The sequence below is a fragment of the Acinetobacter calcoaceticus genome, assembly GCF_051947995.1.
In the GTDB taxonomy this organism is placed as follows: Bacteria; Pseudomonadota; Gammaproteobacteria; order Pseudomonadales; family Moraxellaceae; genus Acinetobacter.
Genome location: NZ_JBLVVH010000012.1, coordinates 67144 through 86337 on the forward strand (window position 1 = coordinate 67144; position 19194 = coordinate 86337).

The following is a 19194-nucleotide window of genomic DNA, read 5'->3' on the forward strand; positions in this document are numbered from 1 at the left end:
ATTTACACTTTGTGGTACAATTTTTGACCATGTTCCTGATAAGCGGTTTTCATGGCATTGAGACCTGCTTCAACTTCTGTTTCAGCATCATTTGACTGCTTGGCATTGTGTTGATTTTGCGCATAATCTCGCACATTTTGGGTGATTTTCATGGAACAGAATTTTGGACCACACATGGAACAGAAGTGTGCTGATTTGTGGGCTTCTTTTGGCAGTGTTTCATCATGCATACTGCGCGCCGTATCAGGGTCCAGACTTAAATTGAACTGATCATCCCAACGGAATTCAAAACGCGCTTTTGACAAGGCATTATCACGAACCTGAGCACCTGGATGACCTTTAGCCAGATCTGCTGCATGAGCGGCAATCTTATAGGTGATGATGCCATCCTTAACGTCTTTTTTGTTCGGTAAGCCCAGATGTTCTTTTGGGGTCACATAGCACAGCATTGCCGTTCCATACCAGCCAATCATCGCTGCACCAATCGCAGAGGTAATATGATCATAGCCCGGTGCGATATCGGTGGTGAGTGGTCCAAGCGTATAGAATGGCGCTTCTTTACAGACCTCAAGCTGGAGATCCATGTTTTCTTTGATCATGTGCATTGGCACATGGCCCGGCCCTTCAATCATCACCTGTACATCATGCTCCCAAGCGCGATGGGTCAGTTCACCAAGGGTTTTCAGCTCGCTAAATTGTGCTTCATCATTGGCATCCTGTACGCAACCCGGGCGCAGACCATCTCCTAAGCTGAAAGACACGTCATAGGCTTTCATGATTTCGCAAATTTCGTCGAAATGTGTATATAAAAAGTTTTCTTCGTGATGCGCCAGACACCATTGCGCCATGATGGATCCCCCACGAGACACGATACCGGTGAGGCGATTTGCTGTCATTGGGACATAACGCAGTAATACACCTGCATGAATGGTGAAATAGTCTACGCCTTGTTCGGCTTGTTCAATCAGGGTGTCTTTAAAGATTTCCCAGGTTAAATCCTCAGCCACACCATCAACTTTTTCCAGTGCTTGATAGATCGGTACCGTACCGATAGGTACTGGTGAATTACGGATAATCCACTCACGGGTTTCATGGATATTCTTACCTGTCGATAAGTCCATGATGGTGTCGGCACCCCAACGGGTGGCCCACGTCATTTTTGCCACTTCTTCATCAATCGATGAACCGAGCGCCGAGTTGCCAATATTGGCATTGATTTTCACCAAGAAGTTACGTCCGATAATCATCGGTTCGCATTCCGGATGATTGATATTGGCCGGGATAATCGCGCGCCCCGCTGCGACTTCATGACGGACAAATTCAGGGGTAATTTCTTTTAAATTCTGCGCGCCGAAGTTTTGTCCGGCATGCTGACGCATATCGACGCCGTCACGCTGGCGCTGATTTTCACGAATCGCAATATATTCCATTTCAGGAGTAATAATGCCTTGCTTAGCATAATGCATTTGCGTGACATTTTTCCCTGCTTGGGCACGACGTGGATTTTGAATATGGGCAAAGCGGATGTCGGCAGTACGGATGTCTTTTAGACGGGCCTGCCCAAACTCGGAGCTCAGGCCTAAAAGGATATCAGTATCCTGACGTTCATCAATCCAGCTCTGGCGAACCAGTGGCAAACCTTTATTCAAATCGATTTGTACATTAGGATCGGTATACGCGCCAGAGGTGTCATAGACCATCACAGGTGGGTTGTGTTCACCGCCTAAACCTGTCGGTGTTTCGGTTAAGCTGATTTCGCGGAAAGGTACCTGGATGTCTGGGCGAGACCCTTGGACATACACCTTTCTTGAAGCGGGTAGGATACGGGTTAAATCTTTAGCGTCTTGCTCATGTTGAGCAGAAATATCAGCAGGGGAAAGATTCGTTAACTGGTTCATGGCATGATCCTTATGTATGGCATTAACGAATCAAGCACGACCAAAAACAATGGCAGATCTATCTCTATGATAAATAAAGGCTAAGTTTTTGCTGGGCTTGATTCCTACGCAGGTGTTAACCTGATCAGGTTCAACGGTACTTGCCTTTAAATTCTGTGATTAAGACAATCTCAGCAGTTTGTTAACTGCGCTCCGTCAAGCGACGTGTTTAGACTACCAGATTTAAAAATTTTTGTTGTATCAATTCACACCAATTTACAATGCCTAAATCCATGCTATTGTCATAAAACTTTCATCATTTCTATGTTCTAATCACCAATCATTTTTTCCATGTGTCTAGTGGAGGCATACTGTGAGCCCAAGCAATCCTGTGTTAAGTCATCATATTTCTTCACAATTTAATGAAGACTTGCAAGATGTGCATACCAAGTTTATGACCATGGGTGGATTGGTGGAGCAACAAGTTGCCAACTCAATTCATGCTTTATTAGACACAGATGCGAATTTAGCGATCGATGTGCAATTTAAAGACAATGCGGTGAATCAGTTTGAGCGTGATATTGATGAAGGTTTAACCCTGATTCTTGCTCGTCGTCATCCTGCAGCGATCGACTTGCGTATGGTGATTGCCATGAGCAAGGCTAATACCGATTTAGAACGTATTGGTGATGAAGCGGCAAAGATTGCCCGTATTGCACAAAACTTGTGTGAAGAGGGTGAGTCACCACGTGGTTATATGGAAACACGTCATATCGGTAATCAGGTACGTGTCATGATTCATGACGCGCTGGATGCATTTGCCCGTTTAGATGTGGAGCAGGCCTTGAAAGTGGTGATGGCCGATGTCGACATTGACCGTGAATATCAATCTGCGACACGTACTTTGATGACCTATATGATTGAAGATCCGCGTCATATTTCACGTGTCATTAACGTGATGTGGGTATTGCGTTCATTGGAGCGTATTGGCGACCACGCACGTAATATTTCAGAACAAGTGATTTATATGGCGAAAGGTATGGATGTGCGTCATACCAGCATTGAAGAAATCGAGCAGAAAGTTCATCAGAAATAAGTGTAAAAATAAAATAACTTTAAACCGTCCAGTCATGGACGGTTTTTCATTTTCAGGATATATAGATAAAAAAATCCCAGACTTCGGGGGAAAAGTCTGGGAGAGAAATATCATGCGTTACGTGAGATATCAACGTATCTCTTTGTCCTTCTGCATACAACTATAAGCGGAGGTGTCCAAGGTGTCATGTAGACAACTGTGTATACTCTGTAAGGCTTTATTACTTATGTAAATGTCACGTAAAAAGAGAGCTGAAAACAGCTCTCTTTTTATCGCAGGATCAGGCAAAATGACTTACTTTTGCTCAGTCCAACCCTCTGCTTTTTCTACACTTTCATCGTTATTGAAGAACTTCTCACGTTGTTCTTCAAGAAACTTCTTCGCATCCGGTTCAAACACATTTAGACGTTTTTCATTAATCAGCGTGGTCTGGTGTTTTAACCATTCCTGCCATGCCTGCTTTGAAACGGTTTCAAACAATTCCTGACCTTTTGCACCCGGGAAGGGTGCGAAGTCCAAGCCTTCAAGCTCTTGTTTGTATTTGCGGCAAAATACTTGTCTAGTCATTATGGCATCCAGTGAAAGTCCCTCTTCGTAAAAGAGGGATATAGTGAGATTAATATAACTGTTCTAGGCGAGTGTGCGCACGCGCAATCGCAGCTTCAACCTGTTTCGGTGAAGTTCCACCAATATGGTCACGGGCATTCACAGAAGCTTCTAAAGTCAATGCTTTATCGAATACATCTGCAGTGATCAAATCAGAGAATTGTTGTAACTGTTCCAGTGTCAATTCTGATAAATCTTTTTCTTCTGCAACACCTAAAGCCACCGCTTTACCGACAATTTCATGGGCATCACGGAATGCTACGCCTTTTTTCACCAGGTAGTCGGCAAGATCGGTTGCGGTAGAGAAGCCACGAAGTGCTGCTTCGCGCATAATTTCGATATTTGGAACAAGCGCTGGAACCATGTCTGCGAAGGCCATGAGTGAACCGCGAACGGTATCAATCGCATCAAATAATGGTTCTTTATCTTCTTGGTTGTCTTTATTGTATGCCAATGGTTGACCTTTCATCAGAGTCAATAAGCTGATCAAGTCACCAAAGACACGACCTGATTTACCGCGTACCAGTTCAGGTACATCTGGGTTTTTCTTCTGCGGCATGATTGAAGAGCCTGTGCAGAAGCGGTCAGGAATATTCACAAACTTGAATTGTGCAGAAGTCCATAAAATCAGTTCTTCTGACATACGTGACAAGTGCATCATGATTAACGATGCCGCCGCATTAAATTCAATGGCAAAGTCACGATCAGAAACCGCATCTAAAGAGTTTTCTGAAACTGCTTCGAAACCTAAGAGTTCAGCCGTATAAGCACGGTCAATTGGATAGGTCGTACCTGCCAAGGCAGCAGAACCTAATGGCATACGATTGACACGCTTACGGCAGTCTTGCAGACGTTCTGTGTCACGTACCAGCATTTCAAACCATGCCAGTAAGTGGTGACCAAATGTCACTGGCTGGGCAGTTTGTAGATGTGTAAAGCCTGGCATGATGGTATTGGTATTTTGACTTGCCAGACTGAGCAGGCCTTTTTGTAAACGGAGTAACAAGCCCAAGATGTCATCGATTTCATCACGCAAATATAAACGGATGTCAGTTGCGACCTGATCATTGCGACTACGGCCTGTATGGAGTTTTTTACCGGTAATGCCGATACGTTGAGTCAAACGAGACTCAATGTTCATGTGAACATCTTCTAAATCAATACGCCATTCAAAGTTACCCGCTTCAATTTCAGCTTTAATGGTGCTTAAACCTTGAATAATGTCGTCACGTTCAGCCTCAGTCAGTACACCTACTTTCGCAAGCATGGTGGCATGCGCAATTGAACCTGCGATATCTTGTTTATAAAAACGTTGGTCAAATTGCACAGATGCGGTAAATTCTGCAACAAAAGCATCAGTTGCTTCAGAGAAGCGACCGCCCCACATTCCAGAGGTTTGATTCGGGCTGGCTGAAGAAGAGGATTGAGAAGATGTGGTCATGGCGGCTCAGTAAAATAAAAAAGAGTATAGCAAATCCAAACGCAGTTGCCGAAACTCGACGTAAGAAGTTATCGCAAACTCGTCAGGGGGGAAATCCATCAGGCTCCTATTTTTTTACGAAAATCGGGCAATGGCAACACTTATTGGAATTAATTGTTGCCAGCAATGTGCTGGCGATGGTGCTGGCGCTGGCTGAGGCTCGGTCATGGCAGGCTCTGGAGGGGATTCGTGTCCTGCAATATATGTTTTTTATTAACTGGGTAATTTTGTCTTTTTCGGCGCTGGTGGATTATTTTCAGGATTTTTTTGCCAAATTTAGTCAAAAGGTCGCTCTGGTTCTGGGCTTTATTCTGCTGCAAATGATTGTCCTGTTGACCACCTGTGTTGTAAATGTCCTACAATATTGGGCCACACGGTCCGGGCCATTTTCCGAAGAGATCCTATTTCACGGAACCAGCCTGCACTTAGGTTATGGCGTGTTACTGGGCGCGTTCTGTATGCGCTATCTCTACATGCGCGAACAATGGATGAATCAGCAATATAGTGAATTGAATGCCCGTATTCAGGCTATGCAGGCGCGAATTCATCCACACTTTTTATTTAACAGTCTGAATAGTGTGGTGAGCCTGATCGCGATTGATCCTGACAAGGCCGAGAATATGCTGATTAATCTATCCCGATTATTCAGGGCCAGCTTTCAGGAACTAAAATTGGTGAGTCTGGCGGAAGAAATTGATTTATGTCAGCACTATTTAAGTATTGAAAAGATGCGTTTGGGCGAGCGTTTGAATGTAGAATGGAACATACAGGCCACGCCTACTGAATTAAAACGGACAACGATTCCGTTATTAACGTTGCAACCTTTGCTGGAGAATAGTATTTTTCATGGGGTAGAAAAAGTTTTGCAGCCATCAACCATCAGCGTATTGGTTGAAATATTGCAAAATCAAGTCAGTATAGTCATTACTAACCCTTATTCTCACGATACAATAAAATCGAGAAAAGGAAATGGTATTGCGATTGAAAATGTGAAGCAGCGCCTGAAAGCTTATTATGGGCAAACGGTGAAGTTTCAGATTTACGGGGGAACGTCGTTATATACGACGGTGGTAAATTACCACGATCAAGTAAAATAATAAGTCGAGTTAACCATAAAAATGATGGATATGAAGTTAACGCTGACAAGGAGAAAGGGATGAGAGTTCTGATTGCTGATGATGAGCCTCTTGCTGTAGAGCGTTTGTCACGTTTGGTCACTCAAATGGGACATGAAGTCATTGCGACAGCGCATCATGGACAGGATGTGTTAAATCATATTGAAAACGATTCACCGGATGTGGTTTTACTGGATATTCAAATGCCCGGGATGAATGGTCTGGAATGTGCTGAACAGCTCAGTCAGCTCAACCCTCGTCCGGCCATTATTTTCTGTACAGCATACGATCAACATGCATTGGAAGCATTTAAATTTCAAGCACAAGGCTATTTACTTAAACCTGTTGCACAACAAGATTTACAGCAGGTATTTAATCATTTAACTCAACTTACACAAGCACAAATGACTGGCTTACAACAACAAGATGATATGTACGATACTAAAACCCAACGTCAACAGATTGCTGCGAAGACTTATCGTGGGGTAGAACTGATTCCCTTAGAAAATGTGTATTATTTTTTGGCAGATCAAAAATATGTCACGGTGCGTCATAAAAATGGCAGCGTACTGATTGATGAAACGCTCAAGGATCTGGAACTGGAGTTCGCCGACCGTTTTATCCGTATTCACCGTAATGCGCTGGTCTCACTGGATTATCTTGAAGGGCTGGAACTGGTCGCAGCAGGCCAATATCAGGTGCGCTTGCGTGAACTGGATGAGCGTTTATCGGTGAGCCGACGCCATTTACCAAGTTTAAGAGAGTGTATGCATCAATTGTAAATGCGGTTTTTCAGCTGAATGAATGATCACTTTATGATTTTTTACTTGCAATTTCGGGTGATCAAGTTAAGTTGGGAGCAATTGCTTTGATCAATACTTCACTTGAATTTATGAAAACCTTAAAAATTGCGACCCGACAAAGCCCGCTTGCACTTTGGCAGGCCGAGCATATTCGTTCTCGTTTAAATGCACTTTATCCAGATTTAACGGTTGAGCTGGTCAAGTTTGTGACGCAGGGTGACAAGATTCTGGATACCCCACTGGCAAAAATTGGTGGTAAAGGTTTGTTTGTGAAGGAGCTGGAAGCTGCATTACTAGATGGCCGTGCAGATTTAGCGGTCCATTCCATGAAAGATGTGCCGATGCATTTACCTGAAGGCTTAACCTTAGCAGTGATTTGTGAGCGTGAAGATCCACTGGATGCATTTGTTTCTAATCAATACCAGCATTTTGATGAGTTGCCGCAAGGGGCAAAAGTCGGTACTTCGAGCCTGCGCCGTAAATGCCAGATTTTACAGCAACGGCCAGATCTGGAGATTATTGATCTCCGCGGTAATGTGGGAACACGGTTATCCAAACTGGATGACGGATTATATGATGCCATTATCTTGGCGAGCGCGGGACTGAAACGTCTCGGCTTATCGGATCGTATCCGTCATTGTCTGGCACCTGTACTGAGTCTGCCAGCAGTTGGACAAGGTGCGCTAGGGCTGGAATGCCGTGCAGATGATGACGCATTATTAAAACTGATTCAGCCGTTACAACATGAAGAAACCTCGATTTGTGTCCGCGCAGAACGTGCCTTTAATGCTTATCTTGAAGGTGGCTGTCAGGTTCCGATTGCAGGCTATGCCACTTTAGCCAATGATCAGCTTCAGATCGAAGGGCGAGTGGGTAGTGTCGATGGTCATACTTTATTAAAAGAACAACTGGTTGGTGCGCCAGCAGAGGCTGAGCAACTGGGTGAGCAACTGGCACAACGCTTATTGGCGCAAGGTGCAGGTGAGTTGCTAAAAGCGTTGTATTAATGCTGTTGATCAATACGCGCCCTGAAGACCGTGCTGGTGCTCTAACACAGGCATTATCCGAAGCCGGTTATCAGGTTGTGGACTTGCCATTGCTTGAACTGGTGCCAGAGCCTTTTTCGGAAGGCCTGCAGCACCTCTATCAGCAGCTTGACCAGGTTCAGGTGATTGTTGTGGTCAGTCCCACTGCGGTTGAGGTGGGGATGCACTATTTGCAGCATGCCGCTATCACGCTGGAGCAACTGCAACATATCCGCTGGATTGCGGTCGGGCAAACCACTGCGCAGGCACTGGCCCGATTCAATATTTACAGTGATGTGCCTCAGGTCGAAAACTCGGAAGGCATGCTGGATTTACCCATTTTAAAGCAGCAGAAAAATGTCAAAAAAATTGCCTTCTGGCGGGGGCTGGGTGGACGACAATTCATGATGCAGCAATTGCAGCAGCAGGGGATTGAGGTACTCAATTTTGTGCTTTATCACCGTCAATGTCCGCAACAAAGTTTTCAGATATTCCCTGAGATAGTAAAGAAGATAATGCCTCAACAAACCGTTGCTGTGCTGATCACTAGTGAGGCAAGCTGGAATTACTGGCAGCAGGTCTGTGATCAACAGCACTTATCCCGATCGTGGGTTTATCTGGTATTGGGGCAGCGCTTGGCACAACTATTAGAAAATACCAGAACACAGACAAACAAAGCATTTAACATTATTCAGCTTGAAAATTTATCTGCATCAGAGATCATTCAACGCATGAGAGACTGGCAAGGACATGTATGAGAAAAATTGGTTATTTAATATTAGGGCTGAGTTTGTTGTGGTTGGCTAAACTCAGTTACGATGTTGCACAATATTCTCAAACGGTTCCCCAGCTTCAACAGCAGCTTAGCCAGACTGAACAGCGTTATGCCTTATTGAACGATCAATTTGTTGCCGTCCAGCGTCAGTTGCAAAATAATCGTATGCCTGAGTCTGCCGATAAGTCTTCTATCCCGATGACTGTTGAAGGTATTTCTCCCATTGTCCTGATTAAGCAGCACATGCAACTGGTGCAGTTCGCACTGGATCAACAGCAGTTTATTTATGCGCTGGAACAACTGAATCAAGCCCAGCAGCAGGTGCTGCAATATGCAGTTTCACCAGCTTTACAAGATAGCCTGCTAAAGTCAATTGAGCAGGACAAACAAGCTATTCAGCAATTTGTTTTAAATCAAACCCAGCAACAGCAGCAGCTTGATCATTTATTGCAGCAACTGGATCAAAAGATTGCCCAAGATTTGCAAAATCCCAAAGTGTCAATTGAGAAAGGTGAAAGTGCGACGTGGTGGCACTGGTTTAAACTGGAAAAAGTACAACGTTCATCACCTGATTTGATGAGCCGTAACATTACATTAAAAGAAGCACAATTACGGCTATTGCTGGCATCTCAAGCCTTGCATGAAGGACAATTTACTGAATATCAGAAGTCGGTGCAGGAAGTCATCCAGTTGCTTGCCGAGTTACCCGATCAAAATAGCCAGCAAATGAAATTACGCTTAGAGAAAATCTCAAACCAGCAAGCAGTACCTACACCGAAATTAACAAGCTTAGGTTTGTTGGGATAATCTGTCATGAAGCAATTAATGTTGATTTATTTTCTCTCGGCTCTGGTGCTGTTTGCATTATTTTCTGTGTTGAGTTACGGCTATGGAAATGGCTACGTTTATATTTACTGGAGAGAATGGCAGTTTCAAAGTAGTGTCTGGGGTTTGATTGCTCTGTTTATTGTGACGAGTCTGTTGTTGCAATTATGCTGGTTAGTCACCAAACGCTATTTAACGCGGGAACAAAGAAAAAAAGAAACGATTCTGAACTTCAAGGATTTACATCCTTATGAACAACTTGGCATTGTCTGGTTGTTGGAGGCAGCAAAGGATCAGCAGGTTTTTATTGAGCGTGTATTTGCGCAGTCTGGCTTGCTTAGCAATATTATTGATGCACAATTTGATTATAAAAATGGGGACTACGCGGCTGCATTGCAGAGTCTGGATAAATCAGCCCCAATGGCCTTTGAATTGGCAGAGTTGCAACGCATTGATATTTTTCTTGAGCAAAAAGAAACCGAGAAAGCGCTGACCCATTTAGAGTTTCTGGCGCAACATCAGCTTTCTCCATGGCTGGTTGAAATAGAAACCGCCTATCAGCAACGTATTACTGCGCTATGGGGCAAACTGGCACTCCAACAACCCTGGTTATTTCTACAAACCACGCAATACGGGTTATTGGACGCAGAACATCGTGATTTATGGTTGCAGCAATTATTAATTCATTTTGATCAGGCTTCGGTTGATGATCTAGGCGCATTACAACAGCGCTATCTGGTATTACAGGATGAGATTGAAACGCGTCCTTATAGTAGTAAGGTGCTGTGGTTGAAACTATTGGCCCGGATGCCTGAAATGAGCGTGCAGCATGAAGAGCTGGCGTTGCACTTATTGCAGGATCAGTTCGATCCGGAAGTATTTTATTTGTGGTTCCAGCAACAATTACTCAAGCAGATCCCGGATTATGCTTATGTTGAGCAGCGTATTATTCAACTGGAGCAGCGGTATACCAGCGTCCCGATGTTAGCCTTTGCAAAGTGGCATATTTATAGCGCAACACAACGTCAGGCAGAAGCAGAACAATTATTAACTTTATATCCAGATAATATATTAATGAGTTATTTAAGGATTAAATCGACACTGGGTGATAATCAGGACTTAATCAAGCAGTTAAATTTAATATTTGAAAATGATGTGAATTTTCTTAACTTCAAGATATGAGTGTAAATATGAAAGAACTGTCTGTCTATCCGGTTATTCATCGACAAGCTGTGGCTTGGGGAGATATGGATGCTTTCGGGCATGTCAATAATGTACAGTATTATCGATATATGGAAAGTGCCCGGATTGCCTATTTAATGGCTTTAAATATCTTCGAACAGGAGATATTGACAGTGGTTGCTTCAAGTCAATGTAAATATTTACGACCAGTATTTTATCCCGATGTGCTGCATATTGGTGCGCGTATTGAAGAGTTAAGAAATAGTGCTTTTCGTATGCATTATGTTTTATGGAGTGAATCCCAAAATCAAATCGTTGCAACTGGCGAAGCCGTTATGGTTTGTGTAGATAAAGTAACATCCCAAAAGCTCAATATCCCAGATTCGATTCGGCAGAAGATTATCCAGCTAGAAGAAAATGTTGGTCATCAATTAATATCAAATCAATAATTATAAAGACAATTATGTCTATTTTATTTGAGTATATAAGCAGTTTTATAATGTGGTTCTCTTGAGCATATTGCCGAAAAGCTAACTCGGAAGTACCACCTTATAAATGCGAAAATAAGAAATTTTTTAGTGAAATTTAAGAATACGTTAATATAGTTGTTGTTTGTTTTGGTACTTAATTTAATTTCAGGAAACCTTTTTTTATATCAAAATTCTACTTTTTTTGTTTTATTGTAAATAAAAAAGCCATTTTATTGTTGATAAGCGATTAAGTAGGCTATTCTGATATTGATTATTTAATCGCTTATAAATTAATATTGAATAGAATTCTAAATTCATTTTTTATTTTGAGTGATATATTTTTTTCTTATTAAGTTGGAGTGGTTCGAATGAAACCAGATATTAGCGATTTATCAGTAGAAGATTTAAAACGTTTACAGGCTGAAGCTGAAGCTTTGATTGCCAGCAAAAAAGATCAGGCAGTTGAAGATGCTTATAATCAAATTATTGCCATCGCAGAAGCAATCGGCTTTAGTGTTGAAGAGTTATTGGAATTGGGTGAGCAAAAGCGTAAGAAAACGACGCGTAAAGCTGTAGAGCCACGTTACCGCAACAAAAACAATACTGAAGAAACTTGGACAGGTCGTGGTAAACAGCCACGCTGGTTAGTTGCCGAGTTAGAAAAAGGTGCAAAACTTGAAGATTTCTTAATCTAAGCAAGTTTTAAAGTCATCGTTTTGTCATACGATGACTTTATCCTGAATCAAAAGCCAGGCTTAAAAAGCTTGGTTTTTTTATATGAGAGAATTGGCGATGTTGAAAAAGTATGCATAATGTCATTCAAGGGCGAGTGTCTCGAAAAGGATGATATTGTGTATGTTGGTAAGGGTTGAATGAAGAAAAAAACCAAGCAATGGAGATGGTGGCTTTTCGCCATTTTTGCATTTTTAATTTTTATTATTTTACAGATTCCAGCAACATGGTTAATTGCAAAATTCTCAAAAGATAATCAAATATTACATAATGTCAGCGGCAATATCTGGCAGGGGCAAGCCGACTGGCAACGTGGTCAGTTACGTGGTTCGGTTCACTGGAAAACCCGTCCTTTAGATTTGTTATTGTTACGTCTGGGTGCAAATCTTGAGATCCATAGCGGTAATACGCAATTTAACGGGATATTTGGTTATGGTTTGGGGCAGAAAATCATGATCAAGGATTTACAGGGGGCGATTTCGCCTGAAACATTAAAGTATTTTGCAAACTGGCAATGGCCGGAAAATGCAATTCAATTGAAAGACGTACAATTTAATTATCAAAAAGAAAAAGGCTTTAGTGCAGCCGAAGGTCAATTGAACTGGGGGGGCGGCGCATTGGGCTATACTTTCGGTCAACGTCAGGACCGTATGAATATGCCTTCATTGGTGGCTGAAATAAAAGATGAAAACGGGCAACTCCAGATTGATATCCGTGATCAGCGTAGCCAGAAAATGGGAAATCTCAGCTTAGATGCCAACCTGATGCTGGATGTGCAGCTGACGCAACGTATGCTGTTGAATATTCCGTCCTATCAGGGTAAGGCAGGGTTAGATACCTATGTGATCAGTTCACGCCAGCCATTGTTACAGGGTGGTTTCTGATGAAAGCGATCACTGAAAAAATGCAACAATTGCGTTGGCAGAAGCTTGATAAGTTAAGTGGCCTGATTCTGGCTTTACTGATTCTATGGTTATGCTGGAAGCTGGCTTCATTATTCTGGTGGGTAGTTGCACCGCCACAACCGATGCAGTTTGACCGGGTTGAGCTGGGTTCGCAGCAAGCCCAGGTTCCCAATATCAGTTCATTTGCCTTATTTAATGAACCGGCGGCAGCTTCGGCCGATGATAATGTCAATCTGGAGTTACAGGGTGTATTGCTCGGTCAACCAAATTACTTGTCTTCTGCCGTCATTAAAATGAATGATACTGCTGAACGTTATCGTGTCGGTGAAACCGTTGGTTCAACTTCCTATCAGCTCGCTGAAGTGTATTGGGATCATGTGATCTTGCGTCAAGGTAATGGCGCAACACGTGAAGTCAAATTCAAGGGGCTAGATAATGGTTTATATCAACCGGCTGCACCTGTTTTAAATAATGGAACCAGTGTCCCTCCCGCAGCAGCACCTGCGCCTGCCCAGAATTCGCCCCAGTCTGCTTTAGGGCAGGCCATCCAGCAAATGCAGGATAACCGGGAACAGTATCTGAAAAATATGGGCGTCAGTAGTGGAGGGGATGGCTATGAAATCTCGGATAAGACACCCTCGAACTTAAAAAATAACTTAGGTTTACGTTCGGGTGATCGTATTCTATCGATCAATGGACAAACCGTCGGGCAGGGGCTCAACGAAGTACAATTATTAGAGCAAGTACGTCGTGAGGGGCATGCCAAAATAGAAATAAAACGTGGTGATCAGGTGATGACCATACAACAAAGTTTTTAGTGATCACACGTCACACATCAGTTAGGAATAAGTGCAGGTTATGGCTTTCTTGAATCATCAACGTCCACTTTGGGCATTACTTGCTGCAGCGCCTTTAATTGCGACAGTCAGTACCCATGTGCAAGCACAAACATGGAAGATCAATCTACGTGATGCGGACTTAACTGCATTTATTAACGAAGTTGCTGATATTACCGGGAAGAACTTTGCGGTTGACCCACGTGTACGGGGCAATGTTACGGTTATTTCTAATAAACCGCTGAATAAAGATGAGGTGTATGACCTATTTCTGGGTGTGCTCAATGTTAATGGTGTGGTGGCGCTACCTTCTGGCAATACAGTAAAACTGGTACCAGACAGTAATGCTAAGAATTCGGGTATTCCTTATGATGCCCGAAGTCGTGCTGGCGGTGACCAGATTGTCACGCGTGTGATCTGGCTACAAAATACCAATCCGAATGACCTGATCCCGGCATTACGTCCATTAATGCCACAGTTCGCGCATCTTGCTGCGGTGGCTGGAACCAATGCCTTAATTGTTTCGGACCGTGCCACCAATATTTACCAGCTTGAAAATATCGTGCGTAATTTGGATGGAACTGGGCAAAACGACATTGAGGCAATTAGTCTGCAATCCAGTCAGGCCGAAGAAATTATTGGTTTGCTCGAGACCATGAGTGCTACAGGTGCATCCAAGGACTTCATTGGATCGCGTGTCCGTGTGGTTGCAGATAACCGAACCAATCGTATCTTAATCAAGGGTGATCCGGACTCGCGCAAGCGTTTGCGTCAAATGATTGAAATGCTGGATGTACCTTCAGCGGATCGCCTCGGTGGGCTAAAAGTTTTTCGCCTGAAATATGCAAGTGCCAAGAATCTGGCTGAGATTTTACAGGGGCTGGTCACAGGGCAATCTGTTTCATCATCATCTTCTTCGTCAAATAGCAACAGTAGTTCAAACTCCATTAATAACCTGATTTCAAATAACCAGAATTCAGGCACATCAAGTGGTTCTTCATCTTCTTCTGTGTCGACGCCTTCAATTAATTTGAATAGCAATTCAAATAATAATCAAAACGCAGGTATTACCAGTTTTAATGGGGCAGGCATTAGTATTATTGCTGATCCAACGCAAAATGCATTGGTGGTCAAAGCAGAGCCGCAATTGATGCGTGAAATTGATGCGGCGATTCAGCAGCTAGATATTCGTCGCCAGCAAGTCCTGATTGAGGCTGCGATTATTGAGGTCTCTGGTGATGATGCCGACCAGCTGGGGATTCAATGGGCATTGGGAGATTTAAGCAGTGGTGTCGGCCTGATTAGCTTTAGTAATGTCGGGGCAAGTCTGGCATCGATTGCTGCAGGTTATGCGACTGGGGGTGCAAGTGGTGCAGCGGCAGCGATTGCTGGAGATGCCGGTAAAGGCAATGGTGCAACGATAGGTGTAGGTAATTTTGATAATTCACGTAAGGCTTATGGCGCGTTGATCCAGGCCTTGAAAACCAATACCAAATCCAATTTCTTGTCTACGCCGTCGATTGTAACGATGGATAACGAAGAGGCGTATATCGTTGTTGGTCAGAATGTCCCTTTTGTGACAGGTTCGGTAACTACAAATAGTACAGGTGTTAATCCTTATACCACTGTTGAGCGTAAGGATGTGGGTGTAACCTTAAAAGTGATTCCACATATTGGGGATAATGGCACGGTTCGTCTTGAAGTAGAACAGGAAGTATCTGATGTTCAAAACAATAAAGGTCAGGCAACCGACCTTGTGACCAATAAGCGCGCCATTAAAACCGCTGTACTTGCAGAGCATGGACAAACGGTAGTATTGGGTGGCTTGATTGCGGACAATACCGCATTGTCTCGTCAGGGAATTCCTGGACTGAGTAGTATCCCGTATCTAGGGCGTTTATTCCGTGCCGATGCACGTAGTAATATCAAGCGTAATCTTCTGGTGTTTATCCACCCAACCATTGTTGGTGATGCCAATGACGTACGTCGCATTTCTCAGCAGCGTTATAATCAGCTCTATAGTTTGCAACTTTCAATGGACAAGAATGGCAACTTTGCCAAACTGCCTGAAAATGTTGCAGATATTTATAACCCTCAGGCGATTGTGAAGAACTCCCCATATCAAAAGGTTCCGACCGCGACGCAAGCCAAAAAAACCGTTGTGGTGACTACGCCGGTTGCGGTTGAGCAGCCTCAGCTGCAGCAGAAAACCGTACAGCTGCCGGTGAAGGAAACCGAGCGGAGTAAAAATACGGTCACTACCACTACGATTCGCCCTGCGTCTTCACAGTAGCTGCACAGAAACGCTTATGTCACAATGTTACGATTGTGGAAAATGATAAAGGATATGCATCTATGACTTGGAAATTACAAGCCATTACAGGTGAATTTACGGGGCAGGAACTGAATATTGAGCGTGATATGTTGGTTGGCCGACATCAGGATGCCGATATTTTGTTGCAATCCGCCGATATTTCGCGTCGTCATGCCGCGTTGTTACTCAAAGATCAACAGCTTTGGGTGCAAGACTTAAACTCGTCCAATGGCACATTTATTAATGATGCGCGAATCGAGCAGGAAACCGAATTGCATGATGGTGATATTTTGCAGTTTGCCAGCTTCGTATTCTCGGTGCTTGCGCCGGCGGCAGCAACAGAATTACCTGAAATTGAAGCAGAGCCTGTGACAGCAAACACGCATGATCAAGGCATGCCGAGCATTGCCGAACGTGCGGCAGAAACACCGATTACCCGTGACGGGATGCCACAACAGGTCGCGATTCCAAAACCAGCACCCATTCCTGAAGGTGTGCAGGTACAGGCTGTGCCCGAACCACAACCTGTTGCGCTTGAAGAGCCTGTTTCACGTGTGGCTGAAGAGAAAGAGCAACAGAAGAATGCGTCGGTTGGACTCATTTCAATTATTGTATTGATCATTTTAGCTGTGATTGCCTGGCTGTTCTTTAAATAATCGGGCGAAGCTTTTACAATCAAAGGCATGCCCGCTTGGGTGTGCCTTTTTTATTATGAGGGTGAAATTTCATGTCTGTTGCGCAGTTGCAAAGTCGTCATCTGGTGTTATTTGATCTGGATGGAACACTGGTGGATTCGGCCGCTGACCTATATCGTGCCATGAACCTGAGTCTGACCAAGCTAGGGCTACCGCTGGTGACTGAAGCTCAGGTGAGAGTCTGGGTGGGCAAGGGTGCCGCAAAATTATGTGAAGCGGTACTGAGCCATTTATTTGGACAGGTCGATGCGCAACAGCAAACGCAGCTTTTAAGCACCTTTATGCAGGTGTACGCGCAAGAGCTCTGTGTCGATACGCAGGTATATGAGGGTGTGTTGCCATTTTTGGAGTATTGTCAGGCTCATAATATTGCCATGGCCTGTGTCACCAATAAGCCTGAACATCTGGCCCGAGGAATTCTGGACGTTTTAGAGCTTGCACCTTATTTTAAAATGGTCGTAGGTGGAGACAGTTTGGCGGAGCGTAAACCGCATCCGTTGCCGCTGTTGCATTGTGTAGAGCAAGCAGGAATAACCACGGCTGAAACCTTGATGATTGGCGATTCAAGCAATGATGTCGAAGCCGCAAGGCGTGCAGGTATTGATTGTATTGTAGTCAGCTATGGCTATAATCATGGAGAAAGCATTTATGACTGCCAGCCACAGCAAGTGGTTGATCGTCTGGCAGAGTTAGTTTAAGAAAATCAGATAGGGAAAGAGGTATGAGGATGATGATGGTTTTTCGATGGCGGGATTAAAGCAGTATTAAAACAGGGAAACGCAGATAAATCGAAACCATAAGAGATGACTCATGACAACAGCAATCCAGTTTGAACAATTAAAAGCAGCAGGCTACAACACCATTCCAGTTTATCGTCAACGCTTGGCTGATACTGAAACCCCGTTATCTGTTTTTGCACGTTTTAAGGAACAGAAACAAGCCTATCTATTTGAATCGGTAGAGGGTGGCGAGAACTGGGCACGCTATTCCATGATTGGCCTCGGCGAATCTACTGTTTTTTCATGCAATGCTGGCGTGTTAACCATCCAGCAAGCAGATGGCACAGTAACGCAACAGGATTGTGCAGATCCGTTTCAATATATTCGTGATTTTCAAAGTCAGTTTAAAGTTCCAAGTAAAGCTGAACTACCAGACTTACCCAGTTTTACCGGCGGGCTAGTGGGTTATTTAGGCTATGACGCCGTGCGTTATATTGAACCCAAACTCAAGAATGTCCCAACTGCTGATCCGGTGACCCTACCTGATTTATGGTTGATGCTTTCTCAGACGGTGATTGTCTTTGATAATTTAAAAGATACCCTGTTCCTGATCCATCATGCTGATGTGAATGAACCAGATGCCTATAGCAAAGCACAAGGCAAGCTGGATCAGCTAGAGAAGTTACTGGCAACCCCAGTGAGTCTGCAAGCAAAACCGCATAGCGCACCACATTTTGAATCGATTACCGGCAAGGAAAAGTTTCTGGAAACCGTGGACAAGGTTAAGGAATACATCCGTGCTGGGGATGTGATGCAGGTCGTGCCTGGTCAGCGTATGGTGTCTGACTTTGATGGTGAAGCTTTACAGGTCTACCGTGCGTTACGTCATTTAAATCCATCGCCTTATTTATTCCTGGTGCAAGGTCAGACACTGACCGATCAAAAACCTTTTCATATTGTAGGATCATCGCCAGAGATTCTGTCCCGTCTGGAAAATGGTATCGCAACAGTACGTCCTTTAGCAGGGACACGACCACGCGGCAAAACCAAAGAAGAAGATCTGGCCTTGGAACAAGATTTACTGGCGGATGAAAAAGAGATTGCCGAACATTTAATGCTGATTGATCTTGGGCGTAATGATGTTGGACGTGTATCTAAGATTGGTAAAGTGCAAGTGACAGACCGTATGGTGATCGAACGTTACTCACATGTCATGCATATTGTATCGAATGTGCAGGGTGAAGTCCGTGATGATATTGATGCCTTGGATGTATTTAAGGCGACTTTCCCGGCTGGAACACTTTCCGGTGCACCCAAAATACGTGCCATGGAAATTATTGACGAAGTTGAACCGGTAAAACGGGGTGTGTTTGGCGGTGCAGTGGGTTATTTAGGCTGGCATGGTGAAATGGATATGTCGATTGCCATTCGAACCTGTGTGATTCGCGATAAAAAGGTCTATGTACAGGCTGGAGCAGGGCTGGTTGCGGACTCAAATCCTGAATCTGAGTGGAATGAAACCCAAATAAAAGCTCGCGCAGTGATCAAAGCGGTTGAATTATCGTCAAACGGATTGATTTTATGAGTTTTTAACGGTTTTTTTTAAAAAAGCACTTGCATCGATTCTAAGTTTTGCTAAACTGCACACCGTTCCGATACGAAACGTACGAAACACTAAGAAAAAGCCGGCATAGCTCAGTTGGTAGAGCAACTGACTTGTAATCAGTAGGTCCACAGTT

Annotated in this window: 18 protein-coding genes and 1 riboswitch; of the genes, 15 read left to right on the plus strand and 3 right to left on the minus strand. The window is 43.8% G+C overall.

Going from position 1 to position 19194, the window contains the following annotated elements; translation table 11 throughout:
• Window positions 1-2 precede the first annotated feature (2 nt).
• A complete protein-coding gene (thiC, locus tag ACNQO6_RS16925; RefSeq protein WP_440209732.1) occupies window positions 3-1898 on the minus strand; it encodes a phosphomethylpyrimidine synthase ThiC in 1896 nt (631 codons plus the stop codon).
• A gap of 84 nt (window positions 1899-1982) precedes the next feature.
• Window positions 1983-2103, minus strand: a riboswitch (TPP riboswitch).
• 147 nt (window positions 2104-2250) lie between these two features.
• Between thiC and phoU the strand changes: the two genes are divergently transcribed.
• Window positions 2251-2973 (plus strand): phosphate signaling complex protein PhoU, encoded by a 723-nt coding sequence (gene phoU, locus ACNQO6_RS16930; protein ID WP_004773981.1) that lies wholly within the window; start codon window positions 2251-2253, stop codon window positions 2971-2973.
• A 294-nt stretch (window positions 2974-3267) separates the two neighbouring features.
• Here the strand turns inward: phoU and ACNQO6_RS16935 are convergent, their stop codons facing one another.
• Both ACNQO6_RS16935 and argH read right to left on the minus strand, forming a co-directional pair.
• Window positions 3268-3540, minus strand: coding sequence for an oxidative damage protection protein (locus tag ACNQO6_RS16935; protein ID WP_005226361.1), 273 nt, complete (start codon window positions 3538-3540; stop codon window positions 3268-3270).
• A gap of 49 nt (window positions 3541-3589) precedes the next feature.
• The gene (gene argH, locus ACNQO6_RS16940) at window positions 3590-5020 is read right to left on the minus strand and encodes an argininosuccinate lyase (protein ID WP_032810861.1); all 1431 of its coding nucleotides are present in this window, start codon (window positions 5018-5020) and stop codon (window positions 3590-3592) included.
• Here argH and ACNQO6_RS16945 point away from each other — a divergent pair.
• From ACNQO6_RS16945 to trpE, 14 genes are all read left to right on the plus strand, one after another.
• Complete coding sequence (locus ACNQO6_RS16945; protein WP_440209733.1) at window positions 5011-6156, plus strand: sensor histidine kinase; 1146 nt, start codon at window positions 5011-5013, stop codon at window positions 6154-6156. The genes argH and ACNQO6_RS16945 overlap by 10 nt on opposite strands.
• Before the next feature lie 59 nt (window positions 6157-6215).
• Entirely contained in the window at window positions 6216-6956 is a 741-nt protein-coding gene (locus tag ACNQO6_RS16950; protein ID WP_004773988.1) for a LytR/AlgR family response regulator transcription factor, read from the plus strand.
• Window positions 6957-7066: 110 nt separating this feature from the next.
• The gene (hemC, locus tag ACNQO6_RS16955; protein WP_199975445.1) at window positions 7067-7984 is read left to right on the plus strand and encodes a hydroxymethylbilane synthase; all 918 of its coding nucleotides are present in this window, start codon (window positions 7067-7069) and stop codon (window positions 7982-7984) included.
• The gene (locus ACNQO6_RS16960; RefSeq protein WP_440209734.1) at window positions 7984-8760 is read left to right on the plus strand and encodes a uroporphyrinogen-III synthase; all 777 of its coding nucleotides are present in this window, start codon (window positions 7984-7986) and stop codon (window positions 8758-8760) included. Before hemC ends, ACNQO6_RS16960 begins: the two co-directional genes overlap by 1 nt.
• Window positions 8757-9584 (plus strand): hypothetical protein, encoded by an 828-nt coding sequence (locus ACNQO6_RS16965; RefSeq protein WP_440209735.1) that lies wholly within the window; start codon window positions 8757-8759, stop codon window positions 9582-9584. The genes ACNQO6_RS16960 and ACNQO6_RS16965 overlap by 4 nt, the downstream gene beginning before the upstream one ends.
• A gap of 6 nt (window positions 9585-9590) precedes the next feature.
• Window positions 9591-10784 carry a heme biosynthesis protein HemY gene (locus tag ACNQO6_RS16970; protein WP_436870723.1) on the plus strand — a complete coding sequence of 398 codons (1194 nt, stop codon included), beginning with the start codon at window positions 9591-9593 and terminating at the stop codon, window positions 10782-10784.
• Between the two features lie 8 nt (window positions 10785-10792).
• Entirely contained in the window at window positions 10793-11233 is a 441-nt protein-coding gene (locus tag ACNQO6_RS16975) for an acyl-CoA thioesterase (RefSeq protein ID WP_440209736.1), read from the plus strand.
• Between the two features lie 389 nt (window positions 11234-11622).
• Entirely contained in the window at window positions 11623-11949 is a 327-nt protein-coding gene (locus ACNQO6_RS16980) for an H-NS histone family protein (RefSeq protein ID WP_343581632.1), read from the plus strand.
• Between the two features lie 177 nt (window positions 11950-12126).
• Window positions 12127-12870, plus strand: a complete 744-nt coding sequence (gene gspN, locus ACNQO6_RS16985) for a type II secretion system protein N (protein ID WP_436870725.1) — start codon at window positions 12127-12129, stop codon at window positions 12868-12870.
• Window positions 12870-13709: a type II secretion system protein N gene (locus tag ACNQO6_RS16990; RefSeq protein WP_440209737.1), complete on the plus strand. Its 840-nt coding sequence runs from the start codon at window positions 12870-12872 to the stop codon at window positions 13707-13709. The genes gspN and ACNQO6_RS16990 overlap by 1 nt, the downstream gene beginning before the upstream one ends.
• Before the next feature lie 40 nt (window positions 13710-13749).
• Window positions 13750-16020 carry a type II secretion system secretin GspD gene (gene gspD / locus ACNQO6_RS16995; protein WP_440209738.1) on the plus strand — a complete coding sequence of 757 codons (2271 nt, stop codon included), beginning with the start codon at window positions 13750-13752 and terminating at the stop codon, window positions 16018-16020.
• Between the two features lie 62 nt (window positions 16021-16082).
• Complete coding sequence (locus ACNQO6_RS17000) at window positions 16083-16697, plus strand: FHA domain-containing protein (protein WP_005226382.1); 615 nt, start codon at window positions 16083-16085, stop codon at window positions 16695-16697.
• 71 nt (window positions 16698-16768) lie between these two features.
• Window positions 16769-17434 (plus strand): phosphoglycolate phosphatase, encoded by a 666-nt coding sequence (locus ACNQO6_RS17005; RefSeq protein WP_440209739.1) that lies wholly within the window; start codon window positions 16769-16771, stop codon window positions 17432-17434.
• Between the two features lie 112 nt (window positions 17435-17546).
• Window positions 17547-19040: an anthranilate synthase component I gene (trpE, locus tag ACNQO6_RS17010; protein WP_440209740.1), complete on the plus strand. Its 1494-nt coding sequence runs from the start codon at window positions 17547-17549 to the stop codon at window positions 19038-19040.
• The last annotated feature ends 154 nt before the right edge of the window (window positions 19041-19194 follow it).

What these genes read in the sequence shown, in the direction of transcription:
- thiC (WP_440209732.1), bottom strand. Translation starts at nt 1,898, where the DNA reads ATGAACCAGTTAACGAATCTTTCCCCTGCTGATATTTCTGCTCAACAT.
- ACNQO6_RS16935 (WP_005226361.1), bottom strand. Translation starts at nt 3,540, where the DNA reads ATGACTAGACAAGTATTTTGCCGCAAATACAAACAAGAGCTTGAAGGC.
- ACNQO6_RS16945 (WP_440209733.1), top strand. Translation starts at nt 5,011, where the DNA reads ATGTGGTCATGGCGGCTCAGTAAAATAAAAAAGAGTATAGCAAATCCA.
- argH (WP_032810861.1), bottom strand. Translation starts at nt 5,020, where the DNA reads ATGACCACATCTTCTCAATCCTCTTCTTCAGCCAGCCCGAATCAAACC.
- ACNQO6_RS16950 (WP_004773988.1), top strand. Translation starts at nt 6,216, where the DNA reads ATGAGAGTTCTGATTGCTGATGATGAGCCTCTTGCTGTAGAGCGTTTG.
- hemC (WP_199975445.1), top strand. Translation starts at nt 7,067, where the DNA reads ATGAAAACCTTAAAAATTGCGACCCGACAAAGCCCGCTTGCACTTTGG.
- ACNQO6_RS16960 (WP_440209734.1), top strand. Translation starts at nt 7,984, where the DNA reads ATGCTGTTGATCAATACGCGCCCTGAAGACCGTGCTGGTGCTCTAACA.
- ACNQO6_RS16965 (WP_440209735.1), top strand. Translation starts at nt 8,757, where the DNA reads ATGAGAAAAATTGGTTATTTAATATTAGGGCTGAGTTTGTTGTGGTTG.
- ACNQO6_RS16970 (WP_436870723.1), top strand. Translation starts at nt 9,591, where the DNA reads ATGAAGCAATTAATGTTGATTTATTTTCTCTCGGCTCTGGTGCTGTTT.
- ACNQO6_RS16975 (WP_440209736.1), top strand. Translation starts at nt 10,793, where the DNA reads ATGAAAGAACTGTCTGTCTATCCGGTTATTCATCGACAAGCTGTGGCT.
- ACNQO6_RS16980 (WP_343581632.1), top strand. Translation starts at nt 11,623, where the DNA reads ATGAAACCAGATATTAGCGATTTATCAGTAGAAGATTTAAAACGTTTA.
- gspN (WP_436870725.1), top strand. Translation starts at nt 12,127, where the DNA reads ATGAAGAAAAAAACCAAGCAATGGAGATGGTGGCTTTTCGCCATTTTT.
- ACNQO6_RS16990 (WP_440209737.1), top strand. Translation starts at nt 12,870, where the DNA reads ATGAAAGCGATCACTGAAAAAATGCAACAATTGCGTTGGCAGAAGCTT.
- gspD (WP_440209738.1), top strand. Translation starts at nt 13,750, where the DNA reads ATGGCTTTCTTGAATCATCAACGTCCACTTTGGGCATTACTTGCTGCA.
- ACNQO6_RS17000 (WP_005226382.1), top strand. Translation starts at nt 16,083, where the DNA reads ATGACTTGGAAATTACAAGCCATTACAGGTGAATTTACGGGGCAGGAA.
- ACNQO6_RS17005 (WP_440209739.1), top strand. Translation starts at nt 16,769, where the DNA reads ATGTCTGTTGCGCAGTTGCAAAGTCGTCATCTGGTGTTATTTGATCTG.
- trpE (WP_440209740.1), top strand. Translation starts at nt 17,547, where the DNA reads ATGACAACAGCAATCCAGTTTGAACAATTAAAAGCAGCAGGCTACAAC.